We start from the raw sequence: 17,612 nt of genomic DNA on the forward strand, positions 1-17,612 counted from the left end.
CGGCACGGCGGCCCCGGCGGGCACGCCCGGCGGGGACAGCCCGGTAGGGAGCAGCACGTACTGCACGAGCAACAGGAGCAGCAGGGTGCGGAGAGCGGGGGAGCGGCGTGGGCCGGGTTGATGGCGCATGTCCGCCACGATGTCCCGGAGGCAAGGATTCCGGGGATCACGGACCGTTCCTGTGGACTACTCGCCGGTTGTGGATATCGCGACCGCACGGCCGTGGACGTCGCCGTCACCCGGTTGTGGACATCGCGGTCACCCGGCACTCAACCGGTCCCGTACACTTCTTACGGCGATCCGGGTCACCGGGTCGACTTCGCACGCCCCGCCACCTCCCTCTTTCGGAGGTGGCCGCGCTCCTCGGTCCCTCGTGGCACGGCGCGTCGGGGCGTCAGGCGCGAGCGCAAACCTGCGGTCGCGACAACCGAGCACCTCAAGGAGTACGGCCATGGCCGTCGTCACGATGCGGGAGCTGCTGGAAAGCGGCGTCCACTTCGGTCACCAGACCCGTCGCTGGAACCCGAAGATGAAGCGCTTCATCTTCACCGAGCGCAACGGCATCTACATCATCGACCTGCTCCAGTCGCTGTCGTACATCGACCGCGCCTACGAGTTCGTCAAGGAGACCGTCGCCCACGGCGGCTCCATCATGTTCGTGGGTACGAAGAAGCAGGCCCAGGAGGCCATCGCCGAGCAGGCGACGCGCGTCGGCATGCCGTACGTCAACCAGCGTTGGCTCGGTGGCATGCTCACCAACTTCTCCACCGTCTACAAGCGCCTTCAGCGTCTGAAGGAGCTTGAGCTCATCGACTTCGAGGACGTGGCGGCCTCCGGCCTCACCAAGAAGGAGCTCCTGGTCCTCTCGCGCGAGAAGGCCAAGCTGGAGAAGACTCTCGGTGGTATCCGCGAGATGCAGAAGGTGCCCAGCGCCGTCTGGATCGTCGACACCAAGAAGGAGCACATCGCCGTCGGTGAGGCGCGCAAGCTCCACATCCCGGTCGTCGCGATCCTCGACACCAACTGCGACCCCGACGAGGTCGACTACAAGATTCCGGGCAACGACGACGCGATCCGCTCCGTCACCCTGCTCACCCGCGTGATCGCCGACGCCGTCGCCGAGGGCCTCATCGCCCGCTCCGGTGCCGCCACCGGTGACTCGAAGCCGGGCGAGAAGGCCGCCGGCGAGCCCCTCGCCGAGTGGGAGCGCGACCTGCTCGAGGGCGACAAGAAGGACGAGACCGCGGCTGCCGCCGATGTCCAGTCCTCCGTCGAGACCGAGAAGAACGCCGAAGCCGACGCCGAGACGCCGGCCGAGGCCGTCGCCGAGGCCAAGGCCGAGGCCGCTGTCGAGGCTCCGGCCGCCGACGCCCCGGCCGCCGCTGCGGACGCCGAGCAGGCCTGACAACCGTCACGGCTACTGACGGCGGGGGCCGACGCCACAGGCGTCGCCCCCGCCGTTCACCCGTAGATCTTTCAGACTTCGAGAGAGACATACAGACTCATGGCGAACTACACCGCCGCTGACGTCAAGAAGCTCCGCGAGCTCACCGGCGCCGGCATGATGGACTGCAAGAAGGCGCTCGACGAGGCCGACGGCAGCGTCGACAAGGCCGTCGAGGCGCTCCGTATCAAGGGCCAGAAGGGCGTCGCCAAGCGCGAGGGCCGCTCTGCCGAGAACGGTGCCGTCGTCTCCCTCGTCTCCGAGGACCAGACGTCCGGCGTCATCCTTGAGTTGAAGTGCGAGACGGACTTCGTCGCCAAGGGCGACAAGTTCCAGGCCGCCGCCAACACGCTCGCCGCGCACGTCGCCGCGACCTCCCCGGCCGACATCGCCGCGCTGCTCGCCTCCGAGATCGAGGCCGGCAAGACCGTCCAGGCGTACGTCGACGAGGCCAACGCCAACCTCGGCGAGAAGATCGTCCTGGACCGCTTCGCGCAGTTCACCGGCGCCTACGTCGGTGTGTACATGCACCGCACCATGCCCGACCTGCCCCCGCAGATCGGTGTTCTGGTCGAGCTGGACAAGGCCGACGCCGAGCTGGCCAAGGGCATCGCGCAGCACATCGCCGCCTTCGCCCCGAAGTACCTGTCCCGCGAGGACGTCCCGGCCGAGGTCGTCGAGGCCGAGCGCCGCGTCGCCGAGGAGACCACGCGCGCCGAGGGCAAGCCCGAGGCCGCGCTCCCGAAGATCGTCGAGGGTCGCGTCAACGGCTTCTTCAAGGAGGCCACCCTCCTCGGCCAGCCGTACGCGCTGGACGCCAAGAAGTCGGTCCAGAAGGTCCTGGACGAGGCCGGTGTCACCCTGAAGCGCTTCTCGCGCATCAAGGTCGGCATCTGAGTCCGTCCGGGCGAACAGCACCGGACCCGATAGGGTCTGGTGCAGTCGACGGCCGCACCCACGCCGGACGACCGCAGATCTGACGAGGAGGCCATTGCCGCTGTAGGGACACCAGACCCACCGGCAATGGCCTTCTTCGTATGTGCACGAGGAGAATTTCCATGGACAAGGGCGCGGACGCCGTTCAGGCCGACGACAAGCACGACGACGACAAGGGTTCCGGGCGCTTCATGCTGAAGCTCTCCGGTGAGGCGTTCGCCGGTGGCGGCGGCCTCGGCGTCGACCCCGACGTCGTGCATACCATCGCCCGCGAGATCGCCGCCGTCGTACGTGACGGCGCCCAGATCGCGGTGGTCATCGGGGGAGGCAACTTCTTCCGTGGTGCCGAGCTCCAGCAGCGCGGCATGGACCGGGCCCGGTCCGACTACATGGGCATGCTCGGCACCGTCATGAACTGCCTGGCTCTCCAGGACTTCCTGGAGAAGGAGGGCATCGACTCGCGCGTCCAGACCGCCATCACCATGGGCCAGGTCGCCGAGCCGTACATCCCGCTCCGTGCTGTACGGCACCTGGAGAAGGGGCGCGTGGTGATCTTCGGCGCCGGTATGGGCATGCCGTACTTCTCCACCGACACCACCGCCGCCCAGCGCGCCCTGGAGATCGATGCCGAGGCGCTGCTCATGGGGAAGAACGGCGTGGACGGGGTCTACGACTCCGACCCGAAGACCAACCCCGACGCGGTGAAGTTCGACGCACTCGAGTACGGCGAGGTGCTCACCCGCGACCTCAAGGTCGCCGACGCCACCGCCATCACGCTCTGCCGTGACAACCAGCTCCCGATCCTCGTCTTCGAGCTGACCGTCGAGGGCAATATCGCTCGCGCGGTCAAGAGTGAGAAGATCGGCACGCTCGTGAGCGACGAGAGCACCCGGGCCTGACGGCCCCCAGGATGGACAACGGCCTGCCGGTCGGACACCGTGCAGGTGAGGACGCGACGCAGGATCCGCAGGGTCCGGCGATGACGACGCCGGGCCCACTCAAGACACGCAGGAGCACGTGGTGATCGAAGAAATCCTCCTCGAGGCCGAGGAGAAGATGGAGAAGGCCGTTGTCGTCGCGAAAGAGGACTTCGCCGCGATCCGTACCGGCCGCGCGCACCCGGCGATGTTCAACAAGATCGTCGCCGACTACTACGGCGCGCTGACCCCGATCAACCAGCTGGCCTCGTTCTCGGTTCCCGAGGCGCGGATGGCCGTCGTGACGCCGTTCGACAAGACCGCGCTGCGCAACATTGAGCAGGCGATCCGCGACTCCGACCTCGGCGTCAACCCGAGCAACGACGGCAATATCATCCGGGTGACGTTCCCCGAGCTCACCCAGGACCGCCGCAAGGAGTACATCAAGGTCGCCAAGACCAAGGCCGAGGACTCCAAGATCTCGATCCGCTCCATCCGCCGCAAGGCCAAGGAGACCCTCGACAAGCTCGTCAAGGACAAGGAGTCCGGCGAGGACGAGGTACGCCGCGCCGAGAAGGAGCTCGACGACACCACCGCGAAGTACGTCGCGCAGGTGGACGAGCTGCTCAAGCACAAGGAAGCCGAGCTGCTCGAAGTCTGATGAACGACTCTTCCTGGGGTGCCCCGCAAGGAACCGGTTACTGGGGCACGCCCGAGATGAGGGCTGCCCCGGCGGGTCCTGCCCACGATGTGCGTGACGCCCAGCAGACTCGGCCCATGCCCAACGTGCCGGACGTTCCCGACGCAGGTAGAGACACAGCCGACCGCGACGACCGGGACAGGGATGCCGCTCACGTCGGCGGCCCCCTGTCCCGTGACGAGATGCCGCAGGAGCCCATGTCCACCCCGCTGCCGCCCCCGCCGCAGAAGAAGCGTGCGGGACGTGATCTGCGCGCCGCCATAGGGGTCGGCGTGGGTCTCGGCGCCGTCATCGGCCTGTCGCTGTTCATCGAGAAGGCCGTCTTCGTCGGCGTCATAGTGATCGCCGTCGTCGTCGGCCTGTGGGAACTCACCTCCCGCCTCCAGGAGAGCAAGGGCATCAAGGCGCCCCTGGTGCCGCTGGCCGTCGGCGGAGCCGCGATGGTCGTCGCCGGCTACGCACGGGGTCCCGAGGGGGCCTGGATCGCGATGGCACTCACTGCCCTCGCGGTGCTGGTCTGGCGGATGACCGAGCCGCCGGACGGGTATCTCAAGGACGTCACGGCCGGGGTCTTCGCGGCGTTCTACGTACCCTTCCTGGCCACCTTCGTCGCCCTGCTGCTGACGGCGGACGACGGGTCGTGGCGGGTCCTGACCTTCCTCGTCCTCACCGTGGTCAGCGACACGGGGGCGTACGCGGTCGGCTGGCGCTTCGGCACGCACAAGCTCGCCCCGCGTATCAGCCCCGGCAAGACCCGTGAGGGCCTGTTCGGAGCCGTGGGCTTCGCGATGGTCGCCGGCGCGCTGTGCATGGAGTTCTTGATCGACGGCGGCGCCTGGTGGCAGGGTCTGCTGCTCGGCTTCGCGGTCGCCGCCAGCGCCACCCTCGGTGACCTGGGCGAGTCCATGATCAAGCGGGACCTCGGGATCAAGGACATGGGCACTCTGCTCCCCGGCCACGGCGGCATCATGGACCGGCTGGACTCGCTCCTGCCGACCGCACCGGTCGTATGGCTGCTGCTGGTGCTGTTCGTGGGCTCGGGCTGAGCGCCGGGCACCCTTCCCACCTGCACGTTCTTCGAGTGAGGGTCCGTTGTCCACAGGGCGGCGGGCTCTCACCCGTCTGTCTGCCACACTGGATGAACCATGCCTAAGCCCGGAGAACTGGCGGCCATCCGGCATCGAATGGCCCCTGACCAGCACGTCTAGTGCTCGACAGGGGCCGCTCGTGGGCTATTGGGCCGTCTCTGGGCCGTCAGCCCCGTCGGGGCAGGGCGAGAACAGCCCGTCAATGGCGTTCCGGGTGCGCTCCTGACTCGACGGCATGAGGTGCGCGTACACCCGCAGCGTGAGTGCAGGGTCCGTGTGCCCAAGGTACTGGCTGACCGCCTTGATGCTCTCGCCAGCGTCCAGCAGTACCGAGGCGTAGAAGTGCCGAAGCGCGTGCATGCCGTGTTCGCGGGCGGATTCGTACTTCCCGTCCCGGGCGCTCGGGATGAGGCCAGCCAGCGCGAGGGCGGGCTTCCATTCCTGGATGTTGAAGTTGCTCCGCCAGACGACTCCGGATGCGGTGTTCGTGAACAGGAGGCGAGCCGTCACCTTCGGGCCGTCAGGCTTCCGCCACGGCAGGGTGACTTCAACCGGCTTGCAGGTGTCCATGTGCGCTCGGAGGGCTTCGGCTACCGAGGACGGGAGCGGGACGTCTCGCTCCTTGCCGCACTTCGGTGGGGCGAATACGGCCTTGCCCTGGATGAGCTTCACTTGCCGAACGACCCGCAGGATGCCAGCCTCGAAATCGACCGCGTCCTCAGCGAGTCCCACGATTTCCCCCTGCCGGAGCCCGCAACCAGCGCCTGTGTCCACCATGGTCCGGTAGCGCTCAGGAAGGGCTCGGCGGACCGCCTGAACCTGCGAGGGCAGCCATGGGATGACCCGCCGCCGTTCGACCGATGGCGGGCGCACGGACTTCGCGGAGCACGGGTTGCGGGGGAGGAGACCGTCGTCCACGGCCGCACTCAGTACGGCTCGAACGTCGCCGTAGATGTTGCGCGCGTACGCCCCGCTCACGCCCGGGTTGGACTCAAGGGCACTTACCAGGTCGCGAAGGTGTTCCGGCCGGAAGGAGTCGAGCGGGCGGGACCCGAGGATGGGGAAGGCGTGCAGGCGTAGCCGCTGCTCGGTGACGATCTGGCTCGACAGGTCCGCGCTGTGCGCCTTGAGCCACTTCTCGGCGTAGCCCTTGAACGTGACCCGTGCTGCCCGCGGATCGATGTACTGGCCCCGCGACATGTCGGAAGCGACGTTGGTCAACCAGTTCTCGGCGAGGCGCTTCTGTCGGTCCGGGAAGGACTTGGATTTCTCGGTGCCGTCGGGGCCGATGTAGCGGGCGCGGTAGCGGAGTCCGGAGCCGTATCGGTCGCTCTTGACCCGGCAGGTCTTCCCGTCGGGCCCGGGTTCGGTTTTGTACCAGCGGTCTTGGATGTGGCCGGCCAAGGGGTGCTCCTGTGGGTATGCGGCAGGGGCACGACCTGGCGGTGGTCGTGCCCCTGCGGAAGGTCGGGGTGTGAGTTAGGCTGCGTCGCGCTCGGCTTCGGTGAGCGTGACGATCCAGGCGTGGACGGCGGTGGGGTCGTAGCGGAGGTGCTTGCCGATGCGGAAGCCGGGCGGGCCGGTGCGCTTCTTGCGCCAGGCGTAGACGGTTTCGAGCGGGACGGAGAGGAGGGCGGCGACGTCCTCAGGGGTGAGGTAGCGGTCGGGGAGCCCGCCCCGGAGCGTGGCCCGGGGGTCGGATGCGGGTTTCACGGAGCCTCCGAGAGGTGGAAACACATTGCGCTGAGTCGCGACTCATCGCGCACAGAGGCGGTCTGCTGTGCGCGTGTGCACGATGAGTTGCGACTCTCAGGAATGTGATTCGGGCAGATTCAGCGCGATGCCGGTGTAGGTAGTCACCTGTCGGCCGTAGGCGTCGCGGGGGCGGGTGCGGTTGAGCTGGGGGACGACGGAGAGCAGGTTGCGCCCGAAAAGCTGCTTCGTTCCGCTGGCGCGTACGCCGTTGTCCTCGGCCCATTCGCGCCAGGCGTTCCAGAGGACGTCGACAGGGACTTCGCGGGTGGGGCCGGTGGTACACCGCTCCCGGACGAAGGCGCTTGTGGGGGAGGCCGTGTCCTGCATCATCGTGATGGCGTCCTGGGAGGATGCGGGTTCGGTGATGCGGCCGTTGCATTCGAGGCGGGCGAGGCCGTCCAGGGCCCAGTTGATGATGCCGGGCATCTCCGCGGCGAGCTTCTCGGTGAGTCCGGTGTCCTCGCGGCCGAGCCAGGAGACGGTCATGTTGAGGACGACGAAGCGGCGGGCGATGACGCCGCTGCTGTCTCCGAAGTTCGGCAGCTCGTTGGTCAGGACCAAGAGCCGGGTGGGCAGCTTCCCGGTCCAGACATCGCGGTACTTGCGGTCGATGTCGATGGTGTCCTCGCCGGAGATGGTGAGGAGCCGTTCGACGACCTGCCCGCCGTCACCGGACAGCCGGGCGTCGGAGATGACCGCGAGCGGTTTGCCGACCAGCGTGGAGAGGCCGAAGTTCGTTCCGAGCCCGGCGAGGGTGGGCCCGGCCAGGTTCTCCTTGCCGACCAGCTCTTTCAGGATGCGGGCGATGGTGCCCTTCCCCGACCGTGAGGGCCCCTTCATGAGCAGGATCTTCTGCTGGTCGGTGCGGCCGGACAGGACGTAGCCGAACCACTCCTGCAATGCGGCGATGGAGGCAGGATCGTCGGGCCAGATCCCGTTGAGAAACCCTTCCCAGGTGGGTGCGGTGGCGTCGGGGTCGAAGTCGTACGGGACGGAGACGATGTTGAAGAACCCTGGCCCGTGGGGCAGCAACGTCCGGTCCCGGATGCGGAGGAGCCCGTTGCGGCACGCGACGATCGGGCTGTCGTCGTGCTGGCCGTGCTCGTGGTCGATCCACGACGGGGTGTCGGTGTCGGCGGGCAGGAGCGTGATCGCGGACATGGCGTCGAGAAGATTGCTGATCTTCGTCTTCGTCGGGGCCCACGGGTGCGCTTCGGGCTCGCCCTTCTTGTTCAGCACGGTGTGGACGCAGTGCTCCAGGCGCTTGTAGAGCCCGGCACGCATCTGCTGTTCGTCGTACTCGCGCCAGCAGGTTCCGGTCCAGTGCATCCACGATCCGCGCCAGCGGCGCAGCCGCAGGTGTCCGTCCTGGGTGGTCCAGTCGGGGACGACGCGGCGCGCGACGGCGAGAGGGTTGGAGGGTGCGGGCAGCTCCTCGGCGGTGTTCACGCGGCGGTCCTCCCTTCGGTCTGGATCGGGCAGGTGGCCCGGTGGGCGCTGTGGTCGGCGATCAGCGCGAGAACGCGGGCCTGGCCCCGGGCGGTCTCGTGACGGCCGCAGAAGCAGAACGACTCGGCGGCAGGCCGCGCGTTCCGCCCCGGGGCGCTGATCCGGAGGAACCCGACCACCCGGCGCCCGTCACCGCCCTGCGGGTCAGGGCGAACAGCAACGGGGACGCCTTCGGCGACGCCTTTCGGCACGCCACCGGTCACCGCTGCTGCGGCGGGGTTGGCGGCCTGCGGGCTGTTCGGGGTGACAGGCAGGCTCTTAAGTCGGGGATTCGGGGCGGTGGTCATGCCGGCCGCCCATGGTTGTTGGCGATGGACCAGTTCAGAGCGCTGGTCACGGCGGCGCGGCACTCGTTCTCGCGGAGTCCGGCCCGCAATCCCGCCGAATTAAGAGCCTGCTCTACCTCATGGCGGGCGAGGTCGCCGGACGGGATGAACCGCCCCAACGCCCGTGCGGCCCGAACCAGCGTCCAGTTCCGCACACCTTCCCCAGCCCCAGCCACGGCCGCTGTTTCGGCCCTGAGAGCCGCAGCGGCGTACCGAGAGGCCCGAACTGGCGCGGGCGTGACCGTCAGGCCCCGAGAGACCTGACGGGGCGTCAGGGAGGCGTACAGCCATTCCGGGAGTGGTACGGGTTCGGTGGGGTCGACCACCTCGTACGTACCGTTCGGGAGGGTGCTCCCGGCGGCGACGACGTAGCCGCCGTGGGCGCGGGTGTCGATGTGGGTGCCGAGCTTGCCCGCGCTGTTGCCGAGCCTGACCCCGTCCGGGGCGGTGAAGTACAGGTGGTGCCCGCCGCTCGCGGTCCGGGTCCGGTAGGTGGCGGGGACGGTCTGCCCGGCGCGCTCGCAGAGCGCTTGCAGGGAAGTGACGCCGTCAGGCGTTCCTTTCGGGTCCTTCGCCTTGACCGGGTCCAGGTCCACCACGACCAGCCCGGACGGGCCCGTGGCGATGCCGACGTTGAACGCCCCCGCCGACCACGCCTTGCGGATGCGGTCGGGGGCGGTGGTGGCCCGCTGCTCCCACTTGCGGTGACCGGCCGCGCAGTCACCGGTACCGGTGCAGGCGGTCTCTCCGTGGAGGGCGGGGCGCTTGTCGCGGGGGCGGAGCGGGAAGACGTGCCACCCGCGCTCGGCCGCGTCCAGAGCGGCGGTGATGAGGCGGGTGTTCATGCTGTCGCCTCGGTGGGCTTGTCGTGCGCGGCGACGATCTCCATGAGGAGGGTCTCGGAGGCCATGAGGTGGCCGACGAGGACGCCCGGGTTGGTGAGGTCGATGGGGCGGATGTTCGCGACGTAGGCGCGGGCGGCCTCGATCGCGACGAGGCGTGCGGCCTCCCGCACGGGGGTGGGGTGAGTCATGATGGTGTCTCCAGTTCTGTGAGAAGTGCTGGCAGACGAGAGCGGCCCCGCTTCATTGGCGTGAGAGGGGGCCGCTTTCGTGTTGCCGGGGTGGTGTTCAGCAGTCGCAGTTGTCGGTGTCTTGGAGGCAGTCCCAGCAGCGGGGGCAGTCGCATCCGCAGGCGCACTCGGCATGTGCGGCGCTGGTGCCGTGGCAGTAGCAGCCGGACTCACCGCAGGGCATCGGTTCGGTTTTGGGCATGCCCGGACTCTCCTCGTTTGGTCGCTGTATGTGACAGGGAGGGAGGTGGTGGGTGGGTGCTGGAACCCGGGTTCTCGGGGTTCTCGCTGTTCGGTGAGACCTGCCTCCCTGCCTCCCTAACAGAGTGTTATGGCTGGTCAGGTTGGGGAGGCGGGGTCAGGGAGGCGGGTAGGGAGTTCTCCCTGCCTCCCTGACCGCCTCCCTTCACGCTGTGTGACTTTCGGGGGTGGTGTCGTTGCGGTCCTCGGATGCTTCGAGGAGCCGGGCGCGGCTGACGACCATGACCCCGCCGGACTTGTGGGCCGATGCGCCGACGGAGTCGAGCGCCTGGATGAGGTCGCTGGCGGTCCACCCGTGGTACTCGCCCGGGTTGTGGGCGGCGAGGCGCTGGCGGACCTCGTCCGTGCGCATCCGCTTGGCCTCGCCCAGCACCGTCAGAAGGTCGGTCAGGTGGTCGGCGGGCTCCTCGCTCACCGCATCGGCGGCGGGGGCGATGCCTTCGCGCAGGGCCAGGGCGCGTTTGACGACGGGGGTGATCTGGTCGGTGGTGGAGTCCTTGCGGACGTAGTGGGCGCGGACCAGTTCGAACGGGTTCTTGGTGAACCCGACGGTGAGGGCGGTGCCGACGTTCTCGGCGGGGTTGAGGTTGGTGGCGGTGATGCCTGCCTTGTGCTTGCCGGTGCCGAGGAGTCCGTCGTTGGCGACGTGGTCGCCCACGGCGAACGCGACCCGGTGGGAGGTGTTGCGGGTGACGTCCTTCGGGATGCTGTCCGCCGTGGGGGAGACGGTGACGAAGATGAGGGTGATGCCGACCTTGCGGGCCTTCTTCATCACCTTGACCGCGAGTTCGGCGGCCTCGGCCCCGTACTTCTTGTGCATGAACAGCTCGTGGCACTCGTCGAACACCACGACCTTCGGGCGCATCCGCGGGTCCCGCTGGGCCAGAGCGCGGGTCAGGCGGACCTCGTCGCCCCCGAGCTGTTCTAGGAGCTTGCCCCGCTCGGTGACCTCGTTGCGCAGGTTCCGCAGGGCTTTGACGGCAGCCTCGATCTGCTCGTCCTCGTCGCCCTTGACCAGCACGCGGAGGCGTTCGCGCATGGGGTCGTAGTCGACGTTGTAGGCCATGACGTACGCCTCGATGTCCACCAGCGGATCGAGCATCGCCCCCAACAGCAGGGCGACGACCAGGGACGACTTACCCGATCCCATGATCCCGCCGACCATGTAGTTGGCGGCCATGAGCTTGCCGAACACCTGGTCCCCGCGCTGGGACACCCCGACGGGCACGCCCTTGAAGTAGTCGGCCTCCCCACCGGTCAACAGCGGCCAGTCGGGCACGGCCCCGGACAGGGAACCTTGGTCGGCCACCCACAGGTCCAGGACGCTGGCCTCTGCTTCGGTGGGCCAGACCTCGACCGGCTTGCGCATCAGGTTGTGCGCCAGGACGGTCTTCTTGTCGGTGACCATCTCGACCGTGACACCCATGGGCAGTTGGAGCCGAGAGTGCCAGCCGTTGCCCAGGCGGGTCGTCGGTGCCACCCAACGGGGCTGCCACCCGTCCTTGAACGCCTGGTTCAGCTTCGGGATGCCCAGGTGCCGCAGGGCGTCCAGGATCGCGCCCTCGTCGGGCACCATCTCCCGGCCCTCCGTGTCGGCGGCGGGCATTGCCCACGCGGGCGCCGCCTGCTGGTGACGCCCCACCGCCCACACTGCGGCCAGGCCGAGCCACGGGCCCACCGCGAGGAGCGGGCCCCACACCACGGTCACGATGACGACCAGCAGCCGGATCAGGTCCAGCAGTGCCATCAGCGGAGTGACGACGTCGGCGGGGTCCTTGGTGGCGATGGCGAGCGCGATGCCGACCGCGAGGAGCAGGCCGAGTCCGCCGGCCGCCCCGTATCCGGCGGCCTTGACCGCCTGTTGCGGTGCGGTCAGCAGGTCCATACGCCGCTTGTGCCGCTCGGCCCGGAAGCGGTGAAGCCGCTCTTCCCACTCCTCGGCCAGTTCGGCGTTCCCCGCGGCTTCCGCCGCCCGCAGCATCCGCAGGTACCGGGACGCGGTACGGCCCTCCCACGCCCGCCGGGCCACGATTCGCCCGCCGCCGACCACGTACATGCCGTGGCGGACAGTGAACCGGGCGGTGGATCGGGTGCGGTCGTGCGTGGCGACCCTGCGCACGGCACGGCCGGTACGGACGATCCGCGACCCCTGCGGGACGACCGTGGGCGGAGGGCTGGCCGGCTCGGTGGCCGGGTCCTTGACCAGATTCACCGGTTCGGCCGGCGGGGTGGGGCGGTGGTCGTCGAGGTGGTGCACGGTCCCCATTCCGGGGTCCGCGACGGCGGGTTCGGTCATGATGAACGTGCCTCTCCTGATCAGTGATTCGGGTTGGGGTGAAGAGAGGGCGGCCGGTGTCCTTGGCCGGGTCCGGCCGCCCCGCTCAGCTCCGCTCGGCCTTGTAAACGGCCCGCTCGGCAAGGCGGACGCGCTGCTCGGCCTGCTTGCGGGCCTCCCGCGCGGCGGCCTTCTCGGCGCGGGGTGCGGTGCGCTCGACGGCCTTGGCGGCGGCGAGGTCCTGGCGGGCGTCGGCCTGCACCTTGTGCAGCGCGTCCAGCTCCAGGGCGCCCCGGGCGGCGGCGGACTGGTCGATGCGCTCGATCTTGCGGCGGATGTCCGGGTCGACGCAGTCCGCGAGCGCCTGACGGAAGCCCTTGCGGAACAGCTTTGCGCGCTCCCGGGACTCGGCACGGGTGTAGCTGTAGACCGTGGGGTTGCTCGACACGTGAACCTCCCAGAAATGGGGCCGGACTGTCCGGCTCCCCTTGCCGCCCCGGCCGTGACCGGGGCGACGCGGGCAGCCGTCAGGCGAGTCGCAGTTCGTGGGTGTGGCACAGCACGGGGCCGATCAGCAGCCCGACGCGGTGCACGGTCCACCGGCCGTTCGTCAGCGGCCCCGGCGGGACCTCATCGACGATCCGGCCCGTACGACCGGCCGCACGCGGGTCGTCCTCACACGCGACGATCCGCACCTCTTGACCTGCCTGGAACACGGTGGTCTCCCTTCTGGGTCAGCGGCCCTTGCGGGTGGTCTTGCTGCCGCCGACCGACTTCACGACGGTCACGACGCCCCAGGCGCAGACGGAGGCGACCAGGGCGAGGAGGGCGAGGTTCGCGGCGATGGCGGTGAGGACGCCGACGAGGAGGGGGCCGAAGTAGACGCCGGCGGCGACGGCCCCGGCGCCCATGCCGGAGCCGAGCGCGAGGCGCTGAACGGTGCGGTCCGGGGGTGCCTGGTGGACGTGGACGACCTGCGGCACCACGTTGGCGGGCTGGTAGGTGGCGGGGAGGTGGTCGGTGTAGGCGGGGGTGCCGTCCGGGAGCTGCACGACGGACGGCAGTCGGGCGGCGGGCAGGTGCTGTTCCATGCGGGTCCTTCCGTGGGCCGCTGGTGGGAGTGCCCCGGGCCGGAGTCGATCCGGCAGCCTCCCGCCGTGATCCGGGGCTGGTTGATCAGTGCTGGGCGGGCTCGGCGGCGCGGGTCTCGGCCGCTTCGGAGATCGCGGCGGACACGGCGAGCTGGGCGAAGATCTCGGCCTTGCGGAACGCGTCGGGGCGGATATCCCCGTAGCTGATCGTGTCCTTGGTGACGATCCGTTCGGCGGCGGCGCGGTATTCGGCGGCGTTCATCAGGTGGTGTCCTTCCGGGTCAGGCGGGGGTGATGTCGCGGGCGCTGACGATGTCGTCCCGGCAGACGCGGTCGGTATCCATGGCGATCCGGACGTCACCGCCGCTGAGGTGCTCAAGGAGGGTGACCCGCTGGCCGGTGGCCTTCAGGCGGTACTGGTCGCTCGGCGCGGTGGGAGTTGTCGCGGCCTTGCTCTTGCTCTTGCCGAACATGGCGAGTCCTTCCGGGTCAGGAAGACGAAGGGGCGGGGGTGTCGTGGCAGGGGGCGCACATGCCGAGCGACCGGGGGATGCAATAGCCCATGTCGGTGCGGCAGTTGGGGCAGATGCGGCGGGCCCGCATCGCCGCAGCAAGCGCGGCGGCACGGTTCGGGGTCATGGGGCGTACGGGCTTGGCCCGGTCGACGCGGTAGAGGTAGGCGACCAGCGGGGCCCTGCGGCGGCGGGGCCGGTGGAGTTCAGCGACGACGTCCTGACCACCTGGCCGCAGCCCCAGCGCTCGGAGCTGACGGCGGGTGGCCAGACCGTCCGGGGCGAGGTGCCACCGGTAGACGTCGGCCATCAGGCCGCCGCCTCACCCGGACCGGCCGACTGCTCGCGCTCGGCGCGCAGGGTCTCGCGCAGGACGCGGGCCTTGGCCGGAGAAGTGCGGACTGCCTTGCGGATGCCCTCGGCGGTCAGCTCCCGATCGGTCCAGTCGGCCGTAGCCGTGCGGGCCTCGATCAGGAGCTGGTCGGCGGTGCGGGTCGGTCGACTCGATCGGGCCGCCTCCGGGATGCGTCCGGTCGCCCGGCGCGGGCGGGTCGACTCGGCGGCCACCACACCGGCCGGGACCCGATCGGTCGACTTCACCAGGGACACCACCGGGGCCGCCGGGAGCTCCGCAGGAGCCGGGGGCGGAGTGATCGGCGCGGGGGCCGATACTTCCAGGTCAGCCGTAGACCGATTTACATATGTCTCGGAAGATTGATCCTGATTCGGTGTGGTGGCCGGGTGCTCGATCGGTCGGTGGTGCAGCACCTTGGCGACGAGGTCGGAGCCGAAGTAGATCGACCCGACCGGCAGCGACGTGGCGAGCAGGACCAGCGCCCAGTTGGCGGGGTCCCAGTCGGCCAGTCGACCCCAGTCGACCACCTCGTCATGCAGCTCCGGCACCAGGCCGTGAACGTAGTTCAGGACGAGGGAGGCCAGGGTGTAGGCGGCCAGCACCCGCAACGCGAACCGTCGCGCGTCACCGGTCAGAACCAGCGTCGCGACCAGAGCGAGCGCCATCAGCCCGTCGACCACGAACGGGTAGAGCGTCGCGGCGGTGGAGTCGGCCCCGGTCGCGGTGGCGACGTCGCGCAACGCGTTCCAGGACACCCGGAACGCCATCCCCACCACACCGACCAGAGCGGCGATCAGCAGGCCCTTGCCCCAGCGGTTCATGCCGCACCACCCCGGCGGAAGTGGAGCGCGAGGAGCCATCCGGCGGTCTGGGCGAGAGCACCGACGACGGCCACGGCCCGCCACACCGGGCGGCCGGTGGCCGTGGCGAGCGAGGCCCCGATGACGGCCAGGGCGATACCGGCGAACACCAGCAGGAGCGCCCGCCGGACGGCGGTGGTGTTGGTGTCGCTCATGCCGCACCGTCCTGCCGCTGGACGTTCGCGGACGCCAGCAGTTCGACGCGGTCCATGACACCGGTGGGGCACTCCTGCCACTCCCACCCGGCGTCGTCCGCGAGGACGAAACCGAGCTGAGCCAGAGCATCCGCCCGCTCCTGCAACGTAGGGACCGGCCCGGTCCGCCCGAACGAGTGCTCGGGCCAGTCGTCAAAGCTCATCAGGTCGCTGATGACGTACAGCTCCCACTCACCGTGGAAGCTGTTGGACAACCGCGCGCCGTGCGTCATGCCGCACCCCCCGACACCGTGGTGTCCGTCGCGGCGGCGGTGGTGGTGAGGTTGGCCAGGTCCCGGCGGGCGGCCAGCACCCGCCGGCGGGCCCGGCGGATACGCCGCTCGTCCAGCTCGGTCGGCGTCCGGCCGATGGTCATGATCTGCGCGTCCAGCAGGACGACGTCCGCCAGGATGGCGGGCATCTCCGTCTCGATCGCGTCCAGCTCGGCGTCCGACGGCTCACCGTCGAACGGGGTGGCCGCAACAACGGCCTGAAGTGCTGCGATGCTCTTCATGGGTCGTGTTCTCCCTAGCAGGTGCGACGGCCCGAAAGAGGCCCCGGTGTTTGCCCACCGGGGCCTCGTGCCGTCTGGGGTGACTTGGGTGTGGTGTTTCAGGAGGCGGATTCCGTGACCGCGCGAAGGATGTCCGCGTGGTCGAACGCGAGCGGGGGCAGGTCGCTCAGCGGCCACCACTCGGCCCGGGTCGCGTCGTCACCGGCCTCCACGATCGTTCCGGGGATGACGGTCAGGTGGTAGGCGACCGTGATGTACCGGCCTCGCGGGTCGCGGCCGGGCTGGTCGAACGTGCCGACCTGCTCCAGCTCGGCCGGTGCCGCGTACACGCCGGCTTCCTCGGCCAGCTCACGGGCAGCGGCCTCGCGGCTGGTCTCGCCGGGGTCGACGTGACCACCGGGCAGGGCCCAAGCGCCCTTGTGCGGGTCCCAGCCGCGCTCGATCAGCAGCACGTGTCCGTCGGTAGTGGTGACGACGACATCGGCGGTGAAGCGGATGGTCTCGAACGTCTCGGTGCTCATGTCTCCCCTTGGGTTTTGTAGATCCGGACTGCCCGGCTCCCCTCAGCCCCGCCCGTACAGCACCGCGTGAAGCGGACTGGACGGGCGGAGGAGGCAACCGGCCGCAGTGGTCATGGGCACTGCGGTTGGTCTGGACGTGCGGGTGTCTCCTTCGGGAACACGAGCTCCCGGGTAGGCGTATGGAGACGTGACCTTTCGGTCTAAGCCCTCCGGGACTGACAAGGGACCCGGGACCCTCCCCCCGACCAATGCGGGGCTCCTGCGGTCAAGCGATGCGGTCCGGCGGAGAGCCGACGGGCGCAGGTCGAAGCAGCCCAAAGAAGGCCCCTTCTGCGCGGGTCACCGCCCCCTTCCGAAAGTTCCGGATCGGGCGGTGGCCACAACAAGAGACTGGACCGGTGGACCGGTCCAGTCAAGTGTCAGGTCTGCGCGCCGCTTCCCCGTTGTGAGGGAAAGTGCAGGTGGCGGGGTGTTTTCGAGTAACAAGAAAGCTGAACCGGTGGACCGGTCCAGCCGTCTTTGTTACTCGATGAGTGCCTACATGGCGTAGCTGTCCACCTGCTCGAAGAGCGATGACGGCGTGACGCCCTCCTCGCAGACCAGCGGCTTCCCTTGCTCGTCATACGCCGTATGCAGCAGCACGGCTACGGGTGCGCCCTGCGGCACCCCCAAGCGTTCCGCCTCCGTCTCCGACGCGCCGCGCACGGTCGTGACGTCAACGCCTTCGGCCGGGGCTCGTCCGGTCTGGCGCCGGATGTAGCGCGTTGTGCCTTCGGCGATCGGGTTGGTGTCGGCGAGGCGCGGCGACACCTCCGCGACCTCCGGGGGGAACCACGCCTCAACGCAGCTATTCGGCGTTCCGTCCGGGAGCTGAAGGACCCGGACGCGCCGAAGAGCCGTCGTCCTGGGGGAGAGCCCCAAGGCGGCGGCGACGTGGGCGGGGGGTTCCGCCCAGTCAGGCTCACCGACGCGCAGGAACGGCATCCCGCCCAGGATGCGCGCCGACCCCGCACGGCGAGCCCCGGCGGGGCGTGCGACGGGCGTCTCCGTGACGACAAACCCGGTTCCCTGCTTGGCTACGACCACGCCATCGTTTCGCAGCACATCGACGGCCTTGATGGCGGTGGCTCGTGACACATCCCACTGCTCGGCCAACTCGCGGCCCGATGGAATTGTGGCCCCGGGGGCGATCTCACCAGCGGCGATGCGGGCGCGCAGGAACTCTGCGATCTCTTCGTACTTCAGGACTGCCATGGCTTCCCCTATTTCCTGCACTGGACTG

General features: G+C 69.4%; 25 protein-coding genes. 5 read left to right on the forward strand and 20 right to left on the reverse strand.

Annotation, left to right across the window (positions count from 1 at the left end; genetic code table 11):
* Positions 1–451 precede the first annotated feature (451 nt).
* The 5 genes from rpsB (at position 452) to B9S58_RS09635 (ending at position 5,043) form a co-directional block, all read left to right on the forward strand.
* Positions 452–1,405, forward strand: a complete 954-nt coding sequence (gene rpsB / locus B9S58_RS09615) for a 30S ribosomal protein S2 (RefSeq protein WP_103531694.1) — start codon at positions 452–454, stop codon at positions 1,403–1,405.
* Between the two features lie 99 nt (positions 1,406–1,504).
* Complete coding sequence (gene tsf, locus B9S58_RS09620) at positions 1,505–2,341, forward strand: translation elongation factor Ts (RefSeq protein ID WP_103531695.1); 837 nt, start codon at positions 1,505–1,507, stop codon at positions 2,339–2,341.
* 161 nt (positions 2,342–2,502) lie between these two features.
* Positions 2,503–3,279, forward strand: coding sequence for a UMP kinase (pyrH, locus tag B9S58_RS09625; RefSeq protein WP_103531696.1), 777 nt, complete (start codon positions 2,503–2,505; stop codon positions 3,277–3,279).
* A gap of 121 nt (positions 3,280–3,400) precedes the next feature.
* A complete protein-coding gene (gene frr / locus B9S58_RS09630; RefSeq protein WP_018960718.1) occupies positions 3,401–3,958 on the forward strand; it encodes a ribosome recycling factor in 558 nt (185 codons plus the stop codon).
* Positions 3,958–5,043, forward strand: coding sequence for a phosphatidate cytidylyltransferase (locus tag B9S58_RS09635; protein WP_103531697.1), 1,086 nt, complete (start codon positions 3,958–3,960; stop codon positions 5,041–5,043). Before frr ends, B9S58_RS09635 begins: the two co-directional genes overlap by 1 nt.
* Positions 5,044–5,229: 186 nt before the next feature.
* On the opposite strand, the gene B9S58_RS09640 is transcribed toward B9S58_RS09635, so the two are convergent.
* From B9S58_RS09640 to B9S58_RS09720, 20 genes are all read right to left on the reverse strand, one after another.
* Positions 5,230–6,489, reverse strand: coding sequence for a site-specific integrase (locus B9S58_RS09640; protein WP_103531698.1), 1,260 nt, complete (start codon positions 6,487–6,489; stop codon positions 5,230–5,232).
* A gap of 75 nt (positions 6,490–6,564) precedes the next feature.
* On the reverse strand, positions 6,565–6,798 hold the full coding sequence (locus B9S58_RS09645) for an AlpA family transcriptional regulator (RefSeq protein WP_103531699.1): 234 nt from the start codon (positions 6,796–6,798) through the stop codon (positions 6,565–6,567).
* Positions 6,799–6,894: 96 nt separating this feature from the next.
* Positions 6,895–8,289 carry a phage/plasmid primase, P4 family gene (locus tag B9S58_RS09650; protein WP_258044280.1) on the reverse strand — a complete coding sequence of 465 codons (1,395 nt, stop codon included), beginning with the start codon at positions 8,287–8,289 and terminating at the stop codon, positions 6,895–6,897.
* On the reverse strand, positions 8,286–8,636 hold the full coding sequence (locus B9S58_RS37895; protein WP_181009249.1) for a hypothetical protein: 351 nt from the start codon (positions 8,634–8,636) through the stop codon (positions 8,286–8,288). Before B9S58_RS37895 ends, B9S58_RS09650 begins: the two co-directional genes overlap by 4 nt.
* On the reverse strand, positions 8,633–9,520 hold the full coding sequence (locus B9S58_RS09655; RefSeq protein ID WP_103531701.1) for a bifunctional DNA primase/polymerase: 888 nt from the start codon (positions 9,518–9,520) through the stop codon (positions 8,633–8,635). The genes B9S58_RS37895 and B9S58_RS09655 overlap by 4 nt, the downstream gene beginning before the upstream one ends.
* Positions 9,517–9,708 carry a hypothetical protein gene (locus B9S58_RS09660; RefSeq protein WP_103531702.1) on the reverse strand — a complete coding sequence of 64 codons (192 nt, stop codon included), beginning with the start codon at positions 9,706–9,708 and terminating at the stop codon, positions 9,517–9,519. The genes B9S58_RS09655 and B9S58_RS09660 overlap by 4 nt, the downstream gene beginning before the upstream one ends.
* Positions 9,709–9,805: 97 nt before the next feature.
* Positions 9,806–9,949 carry a hypothetical protein gene (locus B9S58_RS37900; RefSeq protein ID WP_181009250.1) on the reverse strand — a complete coding sequence of 48 codons (144 nt, stop codon included), beginning with the start codon at positions 9,947–9,949 and terminating at the stop codon, positions 9,806–9,808.
* Between the two features lie 204 nt (positions 9,950–10,153).
* Positions 10,154–12,304: an FtsK/SpoIIIE domain-containing protein gene (locus tag B9S58_RS09665; RefSeq protein ID WP_103531703.1), complete on the reverse strand. Its 2,151-nt coding sequence runs from the start codon at positions 12,302–12,304 to the stop codon at positions 10,154–10,156.
* Positions 12,305–12,389: 85 nt separating this feature from the next.
* Positions 12,390–12,731, reverse strand: coding sequence for a hypothetical protein (locus tag B9S58_RS09670; RefSeq protein ID WP_103531704.1), 342 nt, complete (start codon positions 12,729–12,731; stop codon positions 12,390–12,392).
* Positions 12,732–12,810: 79 nt separating this feature from the next.
* The gene (locus B9S58_RS09675) at positions 12,811–12,999 is read right to left on the reverse strand and encodes a hypothetical protein (RefSeq protein ID WP_103531705.1); all 189 of its coding nucleotides are present in this window, start codon (positions 12,997–12,999) and stop codon (positions 12,811–12,813) included.
* A gap of 18 nt (positions 13,000–13,017) precedes the next feature.
* Entirely contained in the window at positions 13,018–13,374 is a 357-nt protein-coding gene (locus B9S58_RS09680) for a DUF6251 family protein (RefSeq protein WP_103531706.1), read from the reverse strand.
* 85 nt (positions 13,375–13,459) lie between these two features.
* The gene (locus B9S58_RS37905) at positions 13,460–13,636 is read right to left on the reverse strand and encodes a hypothetical protein (protein ID WP_181009251.1); all 177 of its coding nucleotides are present in this window, start codon (positions 13,634–13,636) and stop codon (positions 13,460–13,462) included.
* Positions 13,637–13,655: 19 nt separating this feature from the next.
* Positions 13,656–13,847 carry a hypothetical protein gene (locus B9S58_RS09685; RefSeq protein WP_103531707.1) on the reverse strand — a complete coding sequence of 64 codons (192 nt, stop codon included), beginning with the start codon at positions 13,845–13,847 and terminating at the stop codon, positions 13,656–13,658.
* A 16-nt stretch (positions 13,848–13,863) separates the two neighbouring features.
* Positions 13,864–14,196 carry an RRQRL motif-containing zinc-binding protein gene (locus B9S58_RS09690; protein ID WP_103531708.1) on the reverse strand — a complete coding sequence of 111 codons (333 nt, stop codon included), beginning with the start codon at positions 14,194–14,196 and terminating at the stop codon, positions 13,864–13,866.
* Positions 14,196–15,062 carry a DUF2637 domain-containing protein gene (locus tag B9S58_RS09695; protein ID WP_103531709.1) on the reverse strand — a complete coding sequence of 289 codons (867 nt, stop codon included), beginning with the start codon at positions 15,060–15,062 and terminating at the stop codon, positions 14,196–14,198. Before B9S58_RS09695 ends, B9S58_RS09690 begins: the two co-directional genes overlap by 1 nt.
* Positions 15,059–15,256, reverse strand: a complete 198-nt coding sequence (locus B9S58_RS09700; RefSeq protein ID WP_103531710.1) for a hypothetical protein — start codon at positions 15,254–15,256, stop codon at positions 15,059–15,061. Before B9S58_RS09700 ends, B9S58_RS09695 begins: the two co-directional genes overlap by 4 nt.
* Positions 15,253–15,528, reverse strand: a complete 276-nt coding sequence (locus B9S58_RS09705) for a DUF6303 family protein (protein ID WP_103531711.1) — start codon at positions 15,526–15,528, stop codon at positions 15,253–15,255. Before B9S58_RS09705 ends, B9S58_RS09700 begins: the two co-directional genes overlap by 4 nt.
* Positions 15,525–15,809, reverse strand: a complete 285-nt coding sequence (locus B9S58_RS09710) for a DUF6284 family protein (RefSeq protein ID WP_103531712.1) — start codon at positions 15,807–15,809, stop codon at positions 15,525–15,527. The genes B9S58_RS09705 and B9S58_RS09710 overlap by 4 nt, the downstream gene beginning before the upstream one ends.
* 98 nt (positions 15,810–15,907) lie before the next feature.
* Entirely contained in the window at positions 15,908–16,330 is a 423-nt protein-coding gene (locus B9S58_RS09715; protein WP_103531713.1) for an NUDIX hydrolase, read from the reverse strand.
* Between the two features lie 537 nt (positions 16,331–16,867).
* Positions 16,868–17,584, reverse strand: a complete 717-nt coding sequence (locus B9S58_RS09720; protein WP_103531714.1) for a GntR family transcriptional regulator — start codon at positions 17,582–17,584, stop codon at positions 16,868–16,870.
* Positions 17,585–17,612: the final 28 nt, after the last annotated feature.

Origin of the sequence: Streptomyces sp. SM11, assembly GCF_002910905.1 — a bacterium.
Taxonomy (GTDB): Bacteria; Actinomycetota; Actinomycetes; order Streptomycetales; family Streptomycetaceae; genus Streptomyces.

What these genes read in the sequence shown, in the direction of transcription:
- pyrH (WP_103531696.1), top strand. Translation starts at nt 2,503, where the DNA reads ATGGACAAGGGCGCGGACGCCGTTCAGGCCGACGACAAGCACGACGAC.
- B9S58_RS09665 (WP_103531703.1), bottom strand. Translation starts at nt 12,304, where the DNA reads ATGACCGAACCCGCCGTCGCGGACCCCGGAATGGGGACCGTGCACCAC.
- B9S58_RS09695 (WP_103531709.1), bottom strand. Translation starts at nt 15,062, where the DNA reads ATGAACCGCTGGGGCAAGGGCCTGCTGATCGCCGCTCTGGTCGGTGTG.
- B9S58_RS37905 (WP_181009251.1), bottom strand. Translation starts at nt 13,636, where the DNA reads ATGAACGCCGCCGAATACCGCGCCGCCGCCGAACGGATCGTCACCAAG.
- B9S58_RS09680 (WP_103531706.1), bottom strand. Translation starts at nt 13,374, where the DNA reads ATGGAACAGCACCTGCCCGCCGCCCGACTGCCGTCCGTCGTGCAGCTC.
- B9S58_RS09655 (WP_103531701.1), bottom strand. Translation starts at nt 9,520, where the DNA reads ATGAACACCCGCCTCATCACCGCCGCTCTGGACGCGGCCGAGCGCGGG.
- B9S58_RS09720 (WP_103531714.1), bottom strand. Translation starts at nt 17,584, where the DNA reads ATGGCAGTCCTGAAGTACGAAGAGATCGCAGAGTTCCTGCGCGCCCGC.
- B9S58_RS37895 (WP_181009249.1), bottom strand. Translation starts at nt 8,636, where the DNA reads ATGACCACCGCCCCGAATCCCCGACTTAAGAGCCTGCCTGTCACCCCG.
- tsf (WP_103531695.1), top strand. Translation starts at nt 1,505, where the DNA reads ATGGCGAACTACACCGCCGCTGACGTCAAGAAGCTCCGCGAGCTCACC.
- B9S58_RS09690 (WP_103531708.1), bottom strand. Translation starts at nt 14,196, where the DNA reads ATGGCCGACGTCTACCGGTGGCACCTCGCCCCGGACGGTCTGGCCACC.
- B9S58_RS09685 (WP_103531707.1), bottom strand. Translation starts at nt 13,847, where the DNA reads ATGTTCGGCAAGAGCAAGAGCAAGGCCGCGACAACTCCCACCGCGCCG.
- B9S58_RS09705 (WP_103531711.1), bottom strand. Translation starts at nt 15,528, where the DNA reads ATGACGCACGGCGCGCGGTTGTCCAACAGCTTCCACGGTGAGTGGGAG.
- B9S58_RS09715 (WP_103531713.1), bottom strand. Translation starts at nt 16,330, where the DNA reads ATGAGCACCGAGACGTTCGAGACCATCCGCTTCACCGCCGATGTCGTC.
- B9S58_RS09700 (WP_103531710.1), bottom strand. Translation starts at nt 15,256, where the DNA reads ATGAGCGACACCAACACCACCGCCGTCCGGCGGGCGCTCCTGCTGGTG.
- B9S58_RS09660 (WP_103531702.1), bottom strand. Translation starts at nt 9,708, where the DNA reads ATGACTCACCCCACCCCCGTGCGGGAGGCCGCACGCCTCGTCGCGATC.
- rpsB (WP_103531694.1), top strand. Translation starts at nt 452, where the DNA reads ATGGCCGTCGTCACGATGCGGGAGCTGCTGGAAAGCGGCGTCCACTTC.
- B9S58_RS09710 (WP_103531712.1), bottom strand. Translation starts at nt 15,809, where the DNA reads ATGAAGAGCATCGCAGCACTTCAGGCCGTTGTTGCGGCCACCCCGTTC.
- B9S58_RS09635 (WP_103531697.1), top strand. Translation starts at nt 3,958, where the DNA reads ATGAACGACTCTTCCTGGGGTGCCCCGCAAGGAACCGGTTACTGGGGC.
- B9S58_RS37900 (WP_181009250.1), bottom strand. Translation starts at nt 9,949, where the DNA reads ATGCCCAAAACCGAACCGATGCCCTGCGGTGAGTCCGGCTGCTACTGC.